At 68.5% G+C, this 16,559-nt stretch carries 16 protein-coding genes; 5 read left to right on the top strand and 11 right to left on the bottom strand.

Annotated elements, in window-relative coordinates; genetic code table 11:
• Window positions 1-31: 31 nt before the first annotated feature.
• Window positions 32-1,486, bottom strand: a complete 1,455-nt coding sequence (pdxR, locus tag L0C25_RS22140) for a MocR-like pyridoxine biosynthesis transcription factor PdxR (protein ID WP_271633961.1) — start codon at window positions 1,484-1,486, stop codon at window positions 32-34.
• Between the two features lie 294 nt (window positions 1,487-1,780).
• Here pdxR and L0C25_RS22135 point away from each other — a divergent pair, with 294 nt between their 5' ends.
• Window positions 1,781-2,809 carry a methyltransferase gene (locus tag L0C25_RS22135; protein ID WP_271633960.1) on the top strand — a complete coding sequence of 343 codons (1,029 nt, stop codon included), beginning with the start codon at window positions 1,781-1,783 and terminating at the stop codon, window positions 2,807-2,809.
• Between the two features lie 15 nt (window positions 2,810-2,824).
• Here L0C25_RS22135 and L0C25_RS22130 read toward each other — a convergent pair whose 3' ends face one another.
• Complete coding sequence (locus L0C25_RS22130; RefSeq protein ID WP_271633959.1) at window positions 2,825-3,919, bottom strand: exonuclease/endonuclease/phosphatase family protein; 1,095 nt, start codon at window positions 3,917-3,919, stop codon at window positions 2,825-2,827.
• A 78-nt stretch (window positions 3,920-3,997) separates the two neighbouring features.
• Entirely contained in the window at window positions 3,998-5,200 is a 1,203-nt protein-coding gene (locus tag L0C25_RS22125; RefSeq protein ID WP_271633958.1) for an alpha/beta fold hydrolase, read from the bottom strand.
• A 206-nt stretch (window positions 5,201-5,406) separates the two neighbouring features.
• Here L0C25_RS22125 and L0C25_RS22120 point away from each other — a divergent pair, with 206 nt between their 5' ends.
• Complete coding sequence (locus L0C25_RS22120) at window positions 5,407-6,204, top strand: class I SAM-dependent methyltransferase (protein ID WP_271636877.1); 798 nt, start codon at window positions 5,407-5,409, stop codon at window positions 6,202-6,204.
• Here L0C25_RS22120 and L0C25_RS22115 read toward each other — a convergent pair.
• The 3 genes from L0C25_RS22115 to L0C25_RS22105 are packed head-to-tail and all read right to left on the bottom strand — an operon-like array spanning window position 6,201 to window position 9,662.
• A complete protein-coding gene (locus L0C25_RS22115; protein WP_271633956.1) occupies window positions 6,201-7,358 on the bottom strand; it encodes a beta-1,3-glucanase family protein in 1,158 nt (385 codons plus the stop codon). The two genes, L0C25_RS22120 and L0C25_RS22115, sit on opposite strands and share 4 nt — an antisense overlap.
• A gap of 1 nt (window position 7,359) precedes the next feature.
• Window positions 7,360-8,610 (bottom strand): glycoside hydrolase family 18 protein, encoded by a 1,251-nt coding sequence (locus L0C25_RS22110; RefSeq protein ID WP_271633955.1) that lies wholly within the window; start codon window positions 8,608-8,610, stop codon window positions 7,360-7,362.
• 29 nt (window positions 8,611-8,639) lie between these two features.
• Window positions 8,640-9,662, bottom strand: a complete 1,023-nt coding sequence (locus L0C25_RS22105) for a chitinase (RefSeq protein ID WP_271633954.1) — start codon at window positions 9,660-9,662, stop codon at window positions 8,640-8,642.
• 153 nt (window positions 9,663-9,815) lie between these two features.
• Between L0C25_RS22105 and L0C25_RS22100 the strand changes: the two genes are divergently transcribed.
• On the top strand, window positions 9,816-10,979 hold the full coding sequence (locus L0C25_RS22100; RefSeq protein ID WP_271633953.1) for an ROK family transcriptional regulator: 1,164 nt from the start codon (window positions 9,816-9,818) through the stop codon (window positions 10,977-10,979).
• Here L0C25_RS22100 and L0C25_RS22095 read toward each other — a convergent pair.
• From L0C25_RS22095 to L0C25_RS22085, 3 genes are read right to left on the bottom strand one after another with little or no spacing between them, the layout of a single operon-like run.
• Window positions 10,976-11,803, bottom strand: coding sequence for an LssY C-terminal domain-containing protein (locus L0C25_RS22095; protein WP_271633951.1), 828 nt, complete (start codon window positions 11,801-11,803; stop codon window positions 10,976-10,978). The two genes, L0C25_RS22100 and L0C25_RS22095, sit on opposite strands and share 4 nt — an antisense overlap.
• 18 nt (window positions 11,804-11,821) lie before the next feature.
• Window positions 11,822-13,042, bottom strand: coding sequence for an MFS transporter (locus L0C25_RS22090; protein ID WP_271633950.1), 1,221 nt, complete (start codon window positions 13,040-13,042; stop codon window positions 11,822-11,824).
• Window positions 13,043-13,073: 31 nt separating this feature from the next.
• Window positions 13,074-13,973 (bottom strand): hypothetical protein, encoded by a 900-nt coding sequence (locus tag L0C25_RS22085; RefSeq protein WP_271633949.1) that lies wholly within the window; start codon window positions 13,971-13,973, stop codon window positions 13,074-13,076.
• 92 nt (window positions 13,974-14,065) lie between these two features.
• Here L0C25_RS22085 and L0C25_RS22080 point away from each other — a divergent pair, with 92 nt between their 5' ends.
• Both L0C25_RS22080 and L0C25_RS22075 read left to right on the top strand, forming a co-directional pair.
• On the top strand, window positions 14,066-14,503 hold the full coding sequence (locus L0C25_RS22080) for a DUF6325 family protein (RefSeq protein WP_271633948.1): 438 nt from the start codon (window positions 14,066-14,068) through the stop codon (window positions 14,501-14,503).
• Window positions 14,504-14,520: 17 nt separating this feature from the next.
• On the top strand, window positions 14,521-14,808 hold the full coding sequence (locus L0C25_RS22075; protein WP_271633946.1) for an SHOCT domain-containing protein: 288 nt from the start codon (window positions 14,521-14,523) through the stop codon (window positions 14,806-14,808).
• Between the two features lie 4 nt (window positions 14,809-14,812).
• Here L0C25_RS22075 and ligD read toward each other — a convergent pair whose 3' ends face one another.
• Window positions 14,813-16,336: a non-homologous end-joining DNA ligase LigD gene (gene ligD / locus L0C25_RS22070; protein WP_271636876.1), complete on the bottom strand. Its 1,524-nt coding sequence runs from the start codon at window positions 16,334-16,336 to the stop codon at window positions 14,813-14,815.
• Window positions 16,337-16,353: 17 nt separating this feature from the next.
• Window positions 16,354-16,530, bottom strand: a complete 177-nt coding sequence (locus L0C25_RS22065) for a hypothetical protein (protein ID WP_271633943.1) — start codon at window positions 16,528-16,530, stop codon at window positions 16,354-16,356.
• Between the last annotated feature and the right edge of the window lie 29 nt (window positions 16,531-16,559).

Here is a 16,559-nt window from a genome sequence, read left to right as displayed (position 1 = left end):
GACAGGATGCTGGTCGCGACGACGGCTCCTGTCAGCCCGACCCGATCGCCGCGCGCAGCCGGTGAAGGCCGTCGTCGATGCGGTCGAAGGGGATCCGGCCGAACCCCAGCATGATGCCGGGGTCCACCGTTCCCAGTGCGAAGTCGCCGATGGACTGGAACCTGACCCCTTCCGTCTCGCAGGCCGCCTGCCACCCGGCGATCGTGTCGTGGCTGGCGTCCTCGCACCACGCGGCGAGGTGGAGGCCCGCGGCCGTCGGGATCGGCCGTAGATGCGGGCGGAAGTCGCTGTCGAGGACGGTCGTGATCCGGTCGTGCCTGCGTTCGTACTCGCGTCGCATTCGCCGGATGTGGGCTGCGAGGCGACCCTCGTCGATGAAGCTCGCCAACGCCAGCTGGGTAGCGGTCGGTCCGTGCCAATCGGCGACGAATCGCGCCCGGCGCAGCGCATCGAGGAGGGCCGGCGGGGCCGAGCAGTACCCGACCCGCAACGTGGGCAGGATCGATTTGGAGAAGGACCCGACGTAGACCACGCGGTCGGCGTGGTCGAGGACGTGCAGCGGGTCGATCGGCCGTGCGCCGTACCGGAAGTCGGTGTCGTAGTCGTCCTCGATGATCGCGGCGTCCGCCTCCCGCGCCCATTCCAGCAGCGCTGTACGTCGGGCAAGGCTCATCCGGACGCCCAGCGGGTACTGGTGGGCCGGGGTGACGTAGACGGCGGCCGCCTGCGGAGGCAGCCGGTCCACGACGATGCCCTGCTCGTCCACAGGCACGGGCACGACGGTGGCGCGAGCAGCCTCGAACGCCCGTCGGGCCAGTGGGTAGCCGGGGTCCTCGACGGCGACCACGTCGCCGGGCTCGACCAGGACCTGCGCGAGGAGCGCGACGGCCTGCTGCACGCCGTTGGTGACGACCAGGTCGTCCGCGACGATGTTCAGCCCACGCGAGACGCCCAGATGGCGCGCGATTGCCGCGCGCAGTACGCCCGGGCCCGAGGGGTCGGCGTACTCAGCGGCGCGACTGGATCGGCGGACGACGGCGTCGACGTGTCGGCGCCATGCAGGGTAGGGGAACCGCGCGTCGTCGGGCATGCCGGTACGGAAGTCGTACGCCGGTGGGTCCCTGTTGAGAACGGGCACCTCGAAGGCTCCGTTCCGCCACAGCGGCACCGGCGTCAGCGGGGAGGCTGTCCGGTCCGGGGACAGGGCAGCGCGGTCGGCTTCAGCACTGACAAAGGTGCCGACCCCGGGGCGCGCCTGGAGATAGCCCTCGGCGACGAGATGGTCGAATGCTGCGGCGACGGTGTTGCGGGCGACCCCGAGAGACCGCGCAAGCTCGCGGCTGGACGACATTCGCGCGTCCCCCGGGAGTCGTCCGTTCAGGATCGCGCGGCGGATCTGGTCGTAGATCTGCTGCGTGAGACCGCCGCCCTCATCGAGGGTGAGGTGGAGTTCCACGCCGCGCGGCGCCGGGCGCTGCCCGTTCATCCCACACCACACTAGGCGCGGTTCTTGACGGGTGCCAGGCCGATCCGTCGTGACGTTCCCGCAACCGGCCCAACCCGATCGGTCCGAATCTGGCTCTGGGAGCCACCCCGCCGAGTTCCTAGCGTGGCCCGGTGGGCACCCACGAGCACATCTGGCGGACTCGGTCGCGGCACGTGACCAGCGCCGGTCACCTGACCTACCAATCCTGCCGCTGCGGTCAGTGGCGGCTGCTGCTAAGAGGCGAGCCGTTGGCCGTCGTCCTCGCTGACGAGTAACGGAGAAATGGAGAAACAAATGGCCCAGACGCAACTCGACCCATCCCGCGTCATGCAGGTGGGGATGGGGTTCTGGCCGTCGAAGACGCTGCTCTCGGCGGTCGAGCTCGAGCTGTTCACAGAGCTCGGCGACGAGTCGATGACCGCCGAGGCGATCCGCACCGCGCTCGGCCTTCATCCGCGCGGGATTCACGACTTCCTCGACGCGCTCGTCGCGCTCGAGTTCCTCGAACGCGACGGGGAAGGAAGCGACGGCCGCTACCGCAACACGGCCGAGACCGCCGCCTTCCTCGACAAGCGAAGCCCCACGTACACAGGCGGCATCCTCGAGATGTCCAATGCACGGCTCTACGGCTTCTGGGGTGACCTGACAGCGGCGCTGAAGACGGGAGACCCGCAGAACGAGGTGAAGCACACCGGCACGCCGCTGTTCGAGGAGCTCTACGCCGACCCCGCGCGCCTCGAGCAGTTCATGGAGGCGATGACGGGCATCTCGCTCGGCAACTTCCACGCGCTCGCCGAGAAGTTCGACTTCTCCCGCTATCAGACCGTCTGCGACGCAGGCGGCGCAACCGGGCAGCTGTGTGCCGTACTCGCGAGCCACCACCCACACCTGCGTCTGACGACCTTCGACCTGCCGGTCGTCGCGCCGATTGCCGAGCGGGCGGTCAAGGCAGCCGGCCTGAACGACCGCATCGGTGTCGCTTCCGGCGACTTCTTCGCCGACCCGCTACCGCAGGCCGACGTGATCACGATGGGCATGATCCTCCACGACTGGAACCTCGAGCGGAAACGGCAGCTGATCCGGACGGCGTACGAGGCGCTCCCGGACGGCGGTGCCTACATCGTGATCGAGAACGTGATCGATGACGCCCGACGCGAGAACGCATTCGGCCTGATGATGTCACTCAACATGCTGATCGAGTTCGGCGACGCGTTCGACTTCACCGGCGCCGATTTCGCCGGGTGGTGCCGCGAGGCAGGCTTCCGCGAGGTCGAGGTTCTGCCCCTCACCGGTCCGGCAAGCGCAGCGATCGCGTACAAGTAGCGAACGCCGGGCACGTCACCAGCGAAGTCGGGCCGTGAGCATCGAGTGGTCCGAGTAGTAGCGGCGGTACTTGCGCTTCGAGCACCCGGCGCGCCGGTTGCCGGAGTCGGCCTGCCACTGGCAGGGAGCGAACTGGGTGTGGGCCTTGAAGACCCGTGCCGACGGAGGGCACGCGCTTCCACCGCGGTAACCGCGATAGCACCGATCGAAGGACGCATCGGCGACGCCGGTGGTGGTGTAGATGAAGTCGACCCGGCGGACGTATCCGATCACTCCGTTTCGTCCTCGGGGGTGTGCCACCCGATTCGCGTCACGCAAGCCACGACGTTCGAGCAGCCGGTGCGCCGCGCGGACCTTCCCGCCCACCTGCTCGCGCACACCTGCGCTACGAGGCTGTCGTGTCATGTTCAGATCGCCCGCGATGACGAGCTGTGCGCGCGGCGTGTTCTGCTGCAGCGCCTCGAGTCGGTTCGCCAACCGACGCAGGGCACGCGTCTTGAGCGGCACGTTCAACGGTGCAAGGTGCGCGCCCGCGATCCGGACCAAACCTCCGCTGCGCATGCGCAGCAGGACCCAGGGCTGGTACGCACAGTTGTCGACCGTCTGCGTTCGATCGTCCGGCCGCTCCCACCGGCCCCAGCCCGCGACGGTGCCGCGTCGTACCACGCGCTGCACCTTTGCTCGGTTGACGATGATGGTCGAGGTCTGGACCCGTTGGTGCGGAGCACGCTTCGTCGGTCCGCACCGGCGCTGACCTGAGCGAAGGTCTGGCCGCACCGCTAGCCGATACTTCGCACCCGCGCGTTTCGCGCGCGGGTCGCGGTTCAGCGCGCGTACGTATTCGCGGGCACTGCCATACGTCTCCTGCAGGAGGACCACGCCGGGTACGTGTGACGCACGCGCCATCAGGCGGCGGACGAACGCGTCACGGTCGCGGGCCACCTGGAGGTCGGCCCGCGGGCGGGACCGAGCACCCTCGCGGACGTTCGCGTTGGCGAGCATCAACGTCTGCTTGCCCGAGGGCTTCGCCTCAGCGGCGCCCGTCGGAGGTGCAGCGGTGAACAGCGGAAGCAACAGACCCACGACGACCAGTCCCCAACGAATCCTCATGACAGCACCGTTGCCCGCGGCCATGAACCTGGTGTGAGGTCGAAGTGAGTACCTCCTTACAGGCCGGTAAGCCTGCGTTCACTTCGACAACGCTGCCGGCTTGAGAAATCGCTCCACCTCCGCTCGGAACGCGGGCCATGCCGCCTCGTCCGCCATCAGGATGTGGTTACGACTGTCGAGGAACCTGAGCCGGCTGTCCGGGATGAGCGCCGCCAGCTCGCGGGCCTGTGACGTTGGCACCCGCAGGTCGTTGCGGGAGTGGAGGACAAGGGTCGGGCACCCGATCTGCGACGCCAGATCGGACACGTCGATCCGGGCGAACACCTCGAGGAACCTGACGACGTTCTCGGTCGATGTCGTCGCGCGCTGCAGGTCGTTGAACGCGTCCCAGGTCGCGCGGTTCGCGTCGGGCAGAAACTGACCGGCGAAGACCTGCCGGAACGTCGGGTCATCGTGGCGCCAGCCGATCCTGCCGAGCTGCAGGTCGAGCGCTGCCTCTTCGCGTTCCTCGTCGGTGCGCGCCCGCACGAGGCGTCCGCGACTGTACGCGCCGAACAGCACCAGACGACTGACCCGCTGGGGGTGGCGCACCGCGTACGCGACGGCGACGGCTCCTCCCTGCGAGATGCCGAGGAGGGGGAACCGATCCAGCCCCACGGCGTCAACGACCGCTTCGAGATCGTCCACCCAGTCATCGAGGCCGAACTCGGGGACCTCCCAGTCGGAAAGACCGCATCCGCGCTCGTCGTAGCGGACCAGCTGGTGGCTCCTGGAGAACGCGTCGAGCCAGTGCGACCAGATCGGGCTCTCCCACTCCAGGTCGAGGTGAGTGAGCCAGTTCGCTGCCTTGACCAGCGGCGGCCCCGTACCGGAGATCGCGTACGCGACACGGTGGCCGTCGGGGGAGGAGCAGTACCGAATCTGCTGCGCCGGTCGCTGCCGCGGGTCGTCCGCGACGACGGAGGCCTCATGGTCGGTGTCGTCGACCTCGGCCGCGAACCGGTAGCCGACTCCGTGCACGGTGACGACGATCCGTTGGCTGTGGCCGTCGTCCCCGATCGCATTCCGGGCGGCCCGGATGCGGCTCGTCAACGTCGAGTCGGAGACGTACCGGTCTCCCCAGACCTCGTCCAGCAGCTCAGTCTTCGGCACCACCCGGTCTCGGTGCTCGATGAGGCAGGCGAGCACGGTTAACACCTGCGGCTCCACGTGCACGACCTTGCCGGCACGGCGCAACTCGAACCGCGGCACGTCCATCTCGCAGTCTGCGAACCGGAACATGGGGCCACCGCCCGGGAGTCATCACTGGCCGCATTCTCCCATCAAACCGGCACCGACCGTCCCGTTTCCGGTCGAACGACGCGGACCAGATCTCCATGGTGCCTGCAGATCTTCTCCATGGAGAACTGCCGTGAGCGGCTCAGACTGACAGCCTCCACACGTATCTCCACACCACGCGGAGCACACCATGACAACCACGCAGACGTATCTACTCGGACACGAGGACGAGGAGTTGCGCCGACTTCGAGCACCAGGCAAGCATGCTCGCTCCGGCGACTCGCATGGTGCTCGAACAGGCCGGAATCGAACGGGGCATGCGGGTCCTGGACCTGGGAACGGGCGCCGGCGATGTCGCGTTCGAGGTTGCCGACATGGTGGGGTCGTCGGGCTCGGTGCTCGGCGTCGACCAGTCCGCATCGGCACTGCGCTGGGCAGCGCGGCGGCTCGAGACCCGCGACATCTCGAACGTCACGTTCCTGCGCGACGACCTGCACACGGTCGAGATCGCCGATCGCTTCGACGCCGTTGTCGGGCGGCTCGTCCTGCTGTACACGCCGCACCCGGCAGAGGTTCTGCGCCGCTACGCGGCGTTGGTCCGAAAGGGCGGACTGATCGTCGCGATGGAGTACGAGATGCGAGCTGCGGGCTCGATCCCCTCCGTTCCGCTGAGCGAGCGCGTCGTCGGCTGGATCACGGAGGCGTTCGGCCGGTCGAACCTGGACGCAAGCCTTGGGGCGCGACTGGAGCCGATCATGCGCGCTGCCGGACTCACGGATCCGACCGTCGTCGGCCTGCAGTCGTACTTCGCGCCGGACGACCCAGCGGGCGCCCGGCTCGCCGCAGCGACCGTGCGTACGCTCCTGCCGGTGATCGTGCGTACCGGCGTTGCGGAGCCAGAGGAGATCGACATCGACACGCTCGAGGAGCGCTGCGCGACGAGTCTCGCGGACGGCTGTGCGATCTTCAAGCCGCCCGTACTGGTGGGAGCCTGGGCCCGCATCTAGAACGGTGTCAGCGTCACGGCCATCTCCGTCGCGTTGTCCTCGACGTACGACGCGAAGCCGCCGACGTCGTCGAAGGGGAAGCCGTACGCCTTACCGTCCACGGTGTTCTCGTGCATCACCTTGGAGTAGAGGTGTGTCGTCGCTGCCTGATAGAAGCCGGCGGGGTCGGTCGTCGGCTGATCCGCGCTGTCGAGCAGCGTCGTCCGGTTCAGCGCGGCTCCGAGCACCGCGGCGACCGGGCCGGTGATGCCGTCGTTGGGTGCCGCGAGCGCGCCGTCGCAGAACAGCACGTCCCGTGTCGACGGGCGAGCGAACGGAGCGACACCACCGTCGAAGACGAACTGGTCGCCATTGACCTGGCCCGTGAAGACCAAGTTGTTGGCATGCACCGTCAGCGGCTTCGACTGGTACGCACCCCACACGTCGCCGACGTACGCGTCGAAGTAGCTCGGCGAGAAGAGACCCGCCTCGAGGCCGTGACCCGGTGCGATGACGCGCCGGTCATCGATCACGAGCCGGCCGAAGTCGGGGTGGTCGCGGAGAGCGGCGAAGATGTTCGCGCGGCCACCGTCGACCAGCGTCCCCGTCGTCGGCGACTGCTCACCGGTGAGCGCGATCGACAACGGCACGCTGAACATGTCGACCATCGTGGTGTTGCAGTAGATCCGTCCGCCCTTGTACGTGAACTCGACGCAGTCGTGCAGCACGTTGTAGTTCGGGTCGGTGCTCACCCAGCCGGCAGGGTAGGCGAGTGCGTTGCCCTCGTTGACCTTGAACTTCAGCTTGTCGCCGAGCGAGAAGTAGATCCGTCCGGACATGTCACCCGGCAGTGTCGACGCGGTGTCTCCGCCGGCGAAGGGGATCGAGTAGTCGGCGTACCCGTCGGGACCGTTGTCGGACAGCGACACCGGCTGCATCGCTCCTTCGGGCGTGATCCGGACCTGCTGCCCGGTGCCGAGGTCGGTGCCCACGATGTAGAAGTGGATCGAGCCGTTGTCGTACGCGCCGGTGTTGTTCACGAAGCGCAGTGCCAGGCCCGCCTGGCTCGCTCGCCGCACGGGTGTGCCGGCGGCGGCCTGCCATTGCGAGCCGGCGAACGCGGTCGCCGCTGCGGCAGCCGGTACGGAGCGGAGCAGGGTTCTTCGGGTCAGCATGTCAGGACAGTCCCTTCGCGATTGACGTGATGAGTTCGCCGTCGGCGGTGTCGCCGCTGGCCTCCCAGAAGAACGCACCGCCGAGGCCGTGCTCCTTGGCGTACGCCATCTTTCCGGCGATGGTCTGGGGAGTGTCGTAGCTCCACCAGTCGGTGCCGCAATGGGCGTACGCGGTGCCGGCTACCTCGCCGGTCGCCGGGCACGTCGTCTTGAGCACCTTGTAGTCCTCGATGCCGGCCTCGTACGTGCCCGGTGCAGGGCCGGTTGCGGAGCCGCCGGGCTCGTCCTGGGTCACGCCGGTCCAGCCTCGGCCGTAGAAGCCGATGCCCAGCAGCAGCTTCTCCGTCGGGACACCGAGATCGGTGAGCTTCGAGATCGCGGCATCGGTGTCGAACCCCTCGGTGGGGATGCCGTCGTACGACGTCAGCGGCGAGTGCGGCGCGGTCGGCCCGTCGCTGTCGAACGCCCCGAAGAAGTCGTACGTCATCACGTTGTACCAGTCGACATACTGCGCGGCTCCCGCGTAGTCGGCGGCTTCGATCTTGCCGCCGTCGGAGGCGTCCGCGGTGATTGCCGCCGTGACCAACTCGTCGCCGAAGCGGTCACGTACCGCCGACATCAGGTTCTTGAACGCGTCCGGACCGCTCTCGTCGCAGCTGAGTCCACAGGCGTTCGGATACTCCCAGTCGATGTCGATTCCGTCGAAGACACCGTCCCAGCGCGGATCGTGCACGAGCTGGTAACAGGACTCGGCGAACGCTTGTGGATCGGCCGCGGCCTGGGTGAATCCACCCGACCAGCTCCAACCACCGAACGACCAGATGATTTTGAGATCCGGGTGCAGCTCCTTGAGCTTGCGTAACTGGTTGAAGTTGCCGCGAAGCGCACCCTGGTCCCAGGTGTCCGCCTCGCCGTCCACGCTCTCCTCGGCGGTGTACGCCCGGTCGTAGTCGGCATAGCTGTCGCCGATCGCGCACTTGCCGTTCGTGACGTTGCCGAACGCGTAGTTGATGTGCGTCAGCTTGTCTGCCGACCCGCTCGTCTCGAGGTTCTTCACGTGGAAGTCGCGGTCGTACACGCCCCACTCGGTGAAGTAGCCCATCACCTTGTCCGTCGCTGCCGCCTGCTCGTACGCGCGCCCAGCCTTATCGGAGTCGGCCGACGCCGACCCGGTGAGCGCGCTCGCCAGGAGCAGGAACACCATCGCGACGGTCGTGGCGGTCAGTCGGCCGGATCTGTTCGAGTTCTGCATGAGGTCCTCCGAACCTGTTGGTGGGACGGTCAGGGAAGAGTGTCGAGATGCGGGCCAACGGTGCCGGCGAAGTTCCCGCCGTTCGCGATGTCCCAGTTGATCGACCACGTCATGGCCCCGCGGATATTGGGATACGTACGCGGCGGCGTGAAGGCGCCGCAGTTCGCACCGGTGGCGAGGCAGTCGAGTGCGTTCGTGACCACGGACGGCTCGACGACACCGCCGCCCGCGGCTCCGGCCCCGGCGGGTAGGCCGAGCGCGACCTGGTCCGGCCGCAGGCCGTTCTCGAGCTGGATGCAGGCGAGCGAGGTCAGGAAGTCGACAGAGCCCTGCGCGTACACCTTCCCGTCGCAGCCGAGCATGCTTCCGGAGTTGTAGTACTGCATGTTGACGACCGTCAGGATGTCCTGGATCTTCAACGCCAGCTGGAAGTACGAGCCCTGTGTCGACTGCATGTCGACCGTCTGCGGTGCGAGGGTGATGATCAGGTCCTGCCCGGCCTTCTCATGCAGGCTTCGCAGGGCTTGCGCCATGAACTCGGGCTGCAGACCGTTCTCGAGGTCGATGTCGACGCCGTCGAAGCCGTACTCCTGCATCGCGGCGTAGACGCTGTCGGCGAAGGTGTTCGCGGCCGCCTCGTCTCCGACCTGCACCTGGCCGAGCTCGCCGCCGACTGAGAGGATCACGCGCTTGCCGCGCTGTTGAAGCGCGTCCACGTCGGACTTCAGATCCTCGTCGGTGTATCCGCCGAGTGCGCTCGACAGATCCGGGTCGACACCGAAGGTGACCTCGCCCGGCGTAGTGGTCGCCTCGCCGAATGCCACCGCGACCACGTCGTACTCATCGGGTACGTCGCCGAGGCGTACGGCTCCGGCCTGGTTGACGAAGTTGTGCCAGTAGCCGGTCAGGAAGTGCTTCGGCAGTTCGGCCGCCGCGCGGTCTGTTCGGTCTGCTCGTGGTGCCGCCGCTGCGCCCGCCGCGAGTCCGCCTGCTGCACACAGCAACAGGAGGGCGAGAATGGCCGCCAGTAGGCGTCGTGGTGAGGTGGTCATGGCATACTGTAAGCATTCTTTACAGTAAGCGGCCATGGCAACTAATGCGGTACGACGGGAAGTCGGTGCGTGACCAGCGAAGACGCTCGTTCGTTAACTGTTAAGAATCTTTGCTGAAACAATTCCGGCAACGCACTGGAGGAACTCGAAACGATGGCGCAACGGCCCGGGACACCACGACTGATCGGTGAGCTGAACGATCGCACGGCCGTCGACCTGATGCTCTCGGCGGGTCCGGTGACGAAGACTCGGCTGGCCGAGTTCACGGGCCTTTCGAAGGTGACGGCGGCTCAGTTGCTGGCCCGGCTCGAGGCGCGCGGGCTGGTCCAGGTGGTCGGCTCGCAGGAGGGTACGCGCGGGCCGAGTGCCGCTCTGTACGCGCTCGTACCGTCTAGTGGGTACGTCGCCGGGCTGCACATCGGGCCGCAGGAGACAACGGCCGGCGTCGTCGACATCACCGGTGCGGTGCTGGCGCGCTTGTCGGTGGATCCCCATGGCACGTCCGACCCGATCTCACTGGTACGCGGTGCCGTCACGAAGGCCGCGCGTCGCGCAGGAGTACCGATGTCGAGGGTGCGCTGCCTGTCGATCGGGACCCCGGGCATGGTCGATCCCAGCACCGGCGACGTGCGGTTCGCGTATGACCTCCCGGACTGGCGAGCAGGCGTGCTCGAAGCGCTGCGCCGCGGGTTCCGGCGACCTGTGCAGATCGAGAACGACGTCAACCTCGCCGCGATCGCCGAACGTTCGGCGGGTGCCGCCAAGGGCATCGACGACGTCGTACTCGCCTGGATCGGCCGCGGCGTCGGCGTCGGTGTCGTCGTGAACGGTCGCCTGTACCGCGGCGCCGGAGGCGGTGCCGGCGAGATCGGCTACCTGCCGGTGCCGGGCGGGCCGCTCCCGAAGGGCGTGACCAACCCCCGCAAGTCCGGCTTCCAGTCGTTGGTCGGTGCCGATGGAGTACGCCAGCTGGCGCGCGCGCATGGGCTGCGCGGCTCCGATTCGGTCGCCTGCGTCGAGAAGGCCCTGGCCGACCGGGACCGTGGCCCCGCGTTCCTCGACGAGCTGGCCGGACGCATCGCCGTCGGTCTCGCGGGTGTCTGCGTCGTGCTGGACCCGGGCATGTGCGTGCTCTCCGGCGATGTCGGCCGGGCAGGCGGTGCCGAACTGGCCAAGCGGGTCGAGGCCGCGATCGCCGGGATGTGCCCGAACCAGCCGCACGTCGTGGTCGGTGAGGTCGCCGACGATCCGGTGCTGCGCGGCGCGTTGCTCAGCGGTCTAGACTCCGTACGCGACGAGGTCTTCGCGAAGCGCTAGGGGCGCTCGAGATGGATGACCGGGAGGTTTCCGTCGGTGCTGATCGCATCGCCGCCGCCGTTGCGGGCTCGATAGCCGGAGAAGTAGTCCTGCACCCAGTGCACCGAGTGCGGCACCGCCGAGTCGTCGAGCGTCGCCAAGATGTGATCGCGTTCGAGGTCGATGTCCTCGCCGATCTTGTGCGTGACCTGCAGGGTGAACAGGGACAGGCCGACGCTGCGGTCGTACGTGCCGGCGGCGATCCACTCGACGCGCAGGCCGCCCGGCATGAACCAGCCGTCGGGACACCTCCATAACCGGACGTGGTGTCGACGCGACACCTTGTCGCCGATCGCCTGCTCGAACGCGAGATCCTGCTTGCGCCGAAAAACGAACAACGGGCTCACGGGCGCCGCCGGATAGGGACGGCGCAGGACCGCACACGTGGCGAGGCGCAGGCCGGTGCGCCAGGTGAGATCGTCGGCGCGGGTCCAGCCGGCAGCAAGCATCGCCTCGGTCAGCTCGGAGGTCGAGCCCATCACCGCGAGATTGACGGGGTCGCCGAGCAGGCCTTCGCTCGTGCGGGTGCGGCCGACGAAATAGTCCGGTACGTAGATCTTCGCCAGGATCCGCTGTAAGCGTGGCAACAGGACGTACGCCAGCACGAGCCACAAGGCGAGGAACCCCGCGATCTGGTCGTCGTCGTCGACGACGGGCACCACCAGCACCTCGTACGCGACCCACCCGACAAGCAGCACCACGACGACGAACAGCAGTCGCTGCAGGAGCCACAGGGCAGTGGCCGCAGAGCGACGGATGACGCGCGCGGTTCGTCCTCGCTCCATGGGGCAAGCATCTCCCGATCAGGACGCGGGCGCTCGCGAATCCACCGATGAGCCCGGCGTGGTGAGGTCGTCCGGCTCGAGAGGCGGGATGGGCAACAGCGCGACGGCCGCCAGTGCCAGCATCAGGGCGGCCAGCCCGAACACCCAGGGCACCCCGGCCCACTCGACGACGGAACCGGCAAGAGCGGACCCCACTGCCATGCCGACCGTGCCCGCAGTGGCCATCCAGCCGAAGACCTCGGCGCGCGCGGCCTCGGTCGTGAGCGCACCGAGGCGCTCGGAGGCGGACGCCATCACGGGGGCGATCATCGAGCCGGCCGCGAAGAGCCCGAACGCCAACAGCCACGGCGAAGACGTGGCGAACCCGCAGCCGGCGAAGATGACCGCTGCGATCGCGGCACGTCTCCACGCGTGGCTGCGTCGGCGCCCGGGCAGCGCGCCGGCGACCAGGCCACCCATGAAGCTACCGACGGCCCAGATGAGCTCGAGGAGTCCGGACAACAGCCGCCAGTGCTCGTGTTCGGCGAACGCGACGATGCCGAGTGAGACCGATGCCAGCCCGACGACTGCACAGCAGAACGCGATCAGGATCAGCAGCCGCTCGCGTACCAGCACGGTCTCCATCACGCCGAGGCGATCGCCGACCGGGCGACCTGGCCGGTCGATCACGGGCTGGCGCGCGAACCATGCCGTGCCGGCGATCGTGACGACCCCCGACAACACCAGGGCAGTTGCCGGACTGGCGACGCCGACCAAGGTGGCTCCCGCGAGCGGACCGACCATGAACATCAGCTCCTGGGCAGTCGCGTCGAGGGAGTACGCGGTGCGAAGCTCGCGGGTGGCGACGAGCCGCGGCCAGGCGGTGCGCAGCATCGGCCCGGTCGGCGGCTGCAGGAGCCCGCTCGCCAGGGCGAGGATCAGTACCGACCCGAACCAGAGCTGCCCGGCGAAGGCCATCAGCACCACGCACAAGCCCCAGCCGACGCCGGTCAGGGTCAACACGTTGCGGGCGCTCGTACGATCGGCGCGTCGGCTCCACAGGGGCGTGCCGATCGCTGCCCCGATCGAGTACGCGCCCAGGACGACACCGGACCACGCGAACGTACCCGTCAGGTCCTTCACCAGGAACGACACCGGGATGGCCTGCATGATGACGGCCGTCCGCGACGACAGCGCGGCGAGAAGCGTGCGTGCGACACCGTCGCGGCGCAGCAGGTCAGGGTAGACGCCGAAGTTCACTGCACGATCCTCGCAGTGCCTACCGACAGCGCTACGCTCGCTCGAGCTCTCGTTGCGCTGCGGAGTAGTCCCGCTCGGCGCGTTCGTGTTCGCGCTGCGCCTTGTCTTCGGTGCGGTGTGCGCGGGCCAGCTCCCGATCGACGGTGCGCAGTCGCTCCTGGAGCGCGGTGCGTTCGTGCTCCAGTTCCTCTCGGCCGTTCACCGCTTCGGTGTAGGCCTGGCTTGCCTTCAACCGAGTCTTGTCGGCTTCGGCCACTGCCTCCCGCGCAACCTCGAGCGCTTCCGCGGCCCGTCGGCGTTCGCGGGCGGCCGGATCCGGGGCCTTCGCCCGGGCCCGCGAGTTCTTGGTGGGTTTCGTCGGCTCTCGTACGAGGCGCAGTTGCGGGGGACCCTGCACCGGCTGCGGCGACTCGGGCACCGACACCGCATCCGGTACGGCGACAACGACGTCGAGATCGACCGGCTCGAACCCGGTGGACCCGAAGCCGTCGACCAACAGCCCCGTACGTACGGCGGCGCCGCCGACGGGGTCGGCCATGGCGGCCCGCAGCGTGTTCTCGATCTCTGCCGCGAGCGGATCGTTGACATCGTGGCCGAGCTCGGCGGCGATCGTGCGCGACTGTCGGGTGAGCTCCCCGGTCAGCTCGCGCCGCTGCTGATCCAGGGCGCGTAGCTCATCGCGGTTCGCGTTCTCGCGGGACGTACGAATCTGCGCTCCGAGCTCGACGAGCCGGTCGACATCGTCGGGCAGGCGGCGTACGAGCATGTTCAGCACCCAGGCCGACCGGCGCGGCTTGGGCAGCTTTCGAATCCGAGCGGCCAATTCTCGGTCGCCGCTTGCGCGAACCTCCTTGGCTCGCTCGTTGCGGCGCTCCGTGAAATGCTCGAGCGGCAACGCGTAGAGCTCTTCGGCCTCCGACTGCAGGGTCACGCACCCATCGTCGCGGCAGGACGAGGCGCCCGCAACGACTCGCGGGTAGGATCGCTACAACTTGTCGACGGAGCCGTTTGCGAGGAGACACGATGGCGGAGCAACCCGAGCGCGACACAGCCGGTGCGGACGACCTGATGGGGCCCGTGGACTATCTGGTCCTGGAGTTCCCCGGAAGCAAGATGACAGGGGAGGGGCTCCCGCTCCTGGTCGATCTCGTCGACCGTGGCATCATCCGGATCCTCGATCTGGTCTTCGTCACCAAGGCCGTCGACGGTTCGGTTGAAGGATTCGAGGTCGCCGAGTTCGAGGGCGCGTCCTCCGGCCTACTTGACGAAGGCGATATCGAAGAGGCGACCACCATCCTCGAGCCCGGCAGCTCCGCCGGGATCCTCGTGTACGAGAACCTCTGGGCGGCCCCGCTCGCAGCAGCCCTTCGCCGAGGTGGTGCCCAGATGGTCGCGAGCGGGCGCATCCCCGTGCAGGCGCTGCTCGACGCCGTCGACGCCGCCGAAACCCAGTCGTCCTGAAGCAGAGAGGAAGCGCCATGCCAGGTCTTCTCCGAGGAGTCGCACGAACCGCCGCTATTGCCGGCACCGCGACGGCCGTGTCCAACCGCGTCTCGCGCCGGCAGGCCGGCCGCTGGGCCCAGCAGGACGCCCAGCGCGCGTACGAGCAGCCAGCACCGCCCGCGCAACCGGCGCCGGCCGCCGCGCCGGCGGCATCGGACATGGATGTCAAGATCGAGCAGATCAAGGAGCTCGCCGCGCTGAAGGAGCAGGGCGTGCTCTCGGACGCGGAGTTCGAGGCGCAGAAGGCCCGCATCCTCGCCTGAGCGGCTAGCGGAAGTCGGGCAGCGACTGGTGCGTCGACAGCATCGGCAGGAACGGGTCGCCGCGTTCGGCGAGTCGGTCGAACACGCTCCGGACCGTGAACGCATCGGGCCGCGCGGGGGCGTCGTCGAGCTCGTTCCAGGTGACTGGCGCTGACACGGGCGCGCCCGCGAGAGCCAGCGGGCTGTACGGCACGGGGACGGTTCGGTCCGGGCCGTTCGCGGTGTGCTCTACGCGCGCCTCCAGGCCGGCCTGTACGTGCTCGATCGTGTCCGCGAGCCGCCGCACCCAGTCGCGTACCTCGTCGAACCCCGGCCCGGGATCGACCGGCACCCAGATCTCGATGCTCGACCCGCCCGCGAGCTTCGGGAAGCCTGTGACGCCGAGATGCTCGAGCGCCGTACGGTGCAGGAGGGCGAGCGAGCGTACGTCCTCCCACGCGTCGTCGTGCTCGGGAACGATCTCGATCAGCGCGTGCGTCGGCTGGTCAGGTGCACCGGCGAGTGAGGTCCACGCGTGCCACTCCAGCGCTCCCGCGTTCGCGGCCCACACCAACGCGGCCGGGTCGTCGCCGACGAGGTACGTCGTCGGTTGGTCCGTGCGTTGATCCTGCCAGCGCGGCAGCCAGTCGGGCGTGTGGGCGGGCAGCTTTCGCTGCCAGCTGCCGTTCTCGTCGGCACCCTGGGGGAACCGGTGGAGGAGCAGCGGCCGATCCGCGACGTACGCGCCGACCGTCGGGGCGATGCGCGCGGCGTACGAGACCAGCTCGCGCTTGGTCACGGGATTCTCGCCGTTGCGGGCCGCGAACATGACCCGGTCGAGGTTGGCGACTCGCAGGTCGTGGCCGAAGATGCGCCACGTGCCGTTCGGGCCGATGTCGTTGAGGGCGGCCAGCTCGTCGTCGGTCGGATCGGGCGTACGCACCGAGATCGTGGCGCGGGCGGCCGGCAGGTCGGATCGCCACAACCGGTCGGGATCTCGCTGCACCTCGTCGTTCGTACGCCCCGACAGCACCGACCGCGGGTGTGCCTCGGGATCCCATCCCGCGACCGCGTGGTCGTCGTGCTTGTGGAGGAGCAGCCACTGCTCCCGGTCGCCCGCTTCGCCCCGTCGGACGAGGATGAGCCGGCCCTGCAGCTTGCTGCCGTACAGGTCGGCATGGAAGTCGCCGGCCGCGACCGCCGCGGCGGGATCGTCGGTCGCGTGGGGCTCCCAGGTGCCGATGTCCCAGACGATCACGTCACCGCCGCCGTACTCGCCCGACGGGATAACGCCCTCGAAGTCGAGATACTCGATCGGATGGTCCTCGACGTGGACGGCCATCCGTTTCGCATCGGGGTCGAGCGTCGGACCCTTCGGCACCGCCCAGCTGACCAGCACGCCGTCGATCTCGAACCGCAGGTCGTAGTGCAGCCGCGTCGCGCGGTGTCGCTGCACGACGAAGCGCGGTCTGTCGGGATCTGCCGCGGGTACGCCGCCGGCCGGCTCGGGCGTACGCGTGAAGTCACGCTTGCGGTGATAGTCGGCCAGGCGCTTCTTCGGCAGGCTCAGCTGTGTCTCGCTATGTGCTGATGCCCGTCATCGAGCGCCGGCGCGCTGGTCGTGTGGCCCTCGCCCTGTTGCTCGATGACCGTTGCGCGGGCGTCGGGATCGAGTTCGTTCAGCAGCCCTTGGTAGATCGGTAGCTCCGATGTCACCGGGTCGCTCTGGTGTGTGGTCGTCATGTGCTCCTCCGAAACTCCGAGTCGTTTCG

The sequence above is a fragment of the Solicola gregarius genome (assembly GCF_025790165.1).
In the GTDB taxonomy this organism is placed as follows: domain Bacteria; phylum Actinomycetota; class Actinomycetes; order Propionibacteriales; family Nocardioidaceae; genus Solicola; species Solicola gregarius.
The sequence above is the reverse complement of the archived record's forward strand: the minus strand, read 5'-3'. Positions and strand labels throughout refer to the sequence as shown.

What these genes read in the sequence shown, in the direction of transcription:
- pdxR (WP_271633961.1), bottom strand. Translation starts at nt 1,486, where the DNA reads ATGAACGGGCAGCGCCCGGCGCCGCGCGGCGTGGAACTCCACCTCACC.
- L0C25_RS22135 (WP_271633960.1), top strand. Translation starts at nt 1,781, where the DNA reads ATGGCCCAGACGCAACTCGACCCATCCCGCGTCATGCAGGTGGGGATG.
- L0C25_RS22130 (WP_271633959.1), bottom strand. Translation starts at nt 3,919, where the DNA reads ATGAGGATTCGTTGGGGACTGGTCGTCGTGGGTCTGTTGCTTCCGCTG.
- L0C25_RS22125 (WP_271633958.1), bottom strand. Translation starts at nt 5,200, where the DNA reads ATGTTCCGGTTCGCAGACTGCGAGATGGACGTGCCGCGGTTCGAGTTG.
- L0C25_RS22115 (WP_271633956.1), bottom strand. Translation starts at nt 7,358, where the DNA reads ATGCTGACCCGAAGAACCCTGCTCCGCTCCGTACCGGCTGCCGCAGCG.
- L0C25_RS22110 (WP_271633955.1), bottom strand. Translation starts at nt 8,610, where the DNA reads ATGCAGAACTCGAACAGATCCGGCCGACTGACCGCCACGACCGTCGCG.
- L0C25_RS22105 (WP_271633954.1), bottom strand. Translation starts at nt 9,662, where the DNA reads ATGACCACCTCACCACGACGCCTACTGGCGGCCATTCTCGCCCTCCTG.
- L0C25_RS22100 (WP_271633953.1), top strand. Translation starts at nt 9,816, where the DNA reads ATGGCGCAACGGCCCGGGACACCACGACTGATCGGTGAGCTGAACGAT.
- L0C25_RS22095 (WP_271633951.1), bottom strand. Translation starts at nt 11,803, where the DNA reads ATGGAGCGAGGACGAACCGCGCGCGTCATCCGTCGCTCTGCGGCCACT.
- L0C25_RS22080 (WP_271633948.1), top strand. Translation starts at nt 14,066, where the DNA reads ATGGCGGAGCAACCCGAGCGCGACACAGCCGGTGCGGACGACCTGATG.
- L0C25_RS22075 (WP_271633946.1), top strand. Translation starts at nt 14,521, where the DNA reads ATGCCAGGTCTTCTCCGAGGAGTCGCACGAACCGCCGCTATTGCCGGC.
- L0C25_RS22065 (WP_271633943.1), bottom strand. Translation starts at nt 16,530, where the DNA reads ATGACGACCACACACCAGAGCGACCCGGTGACATCGGAGCTACCGATC.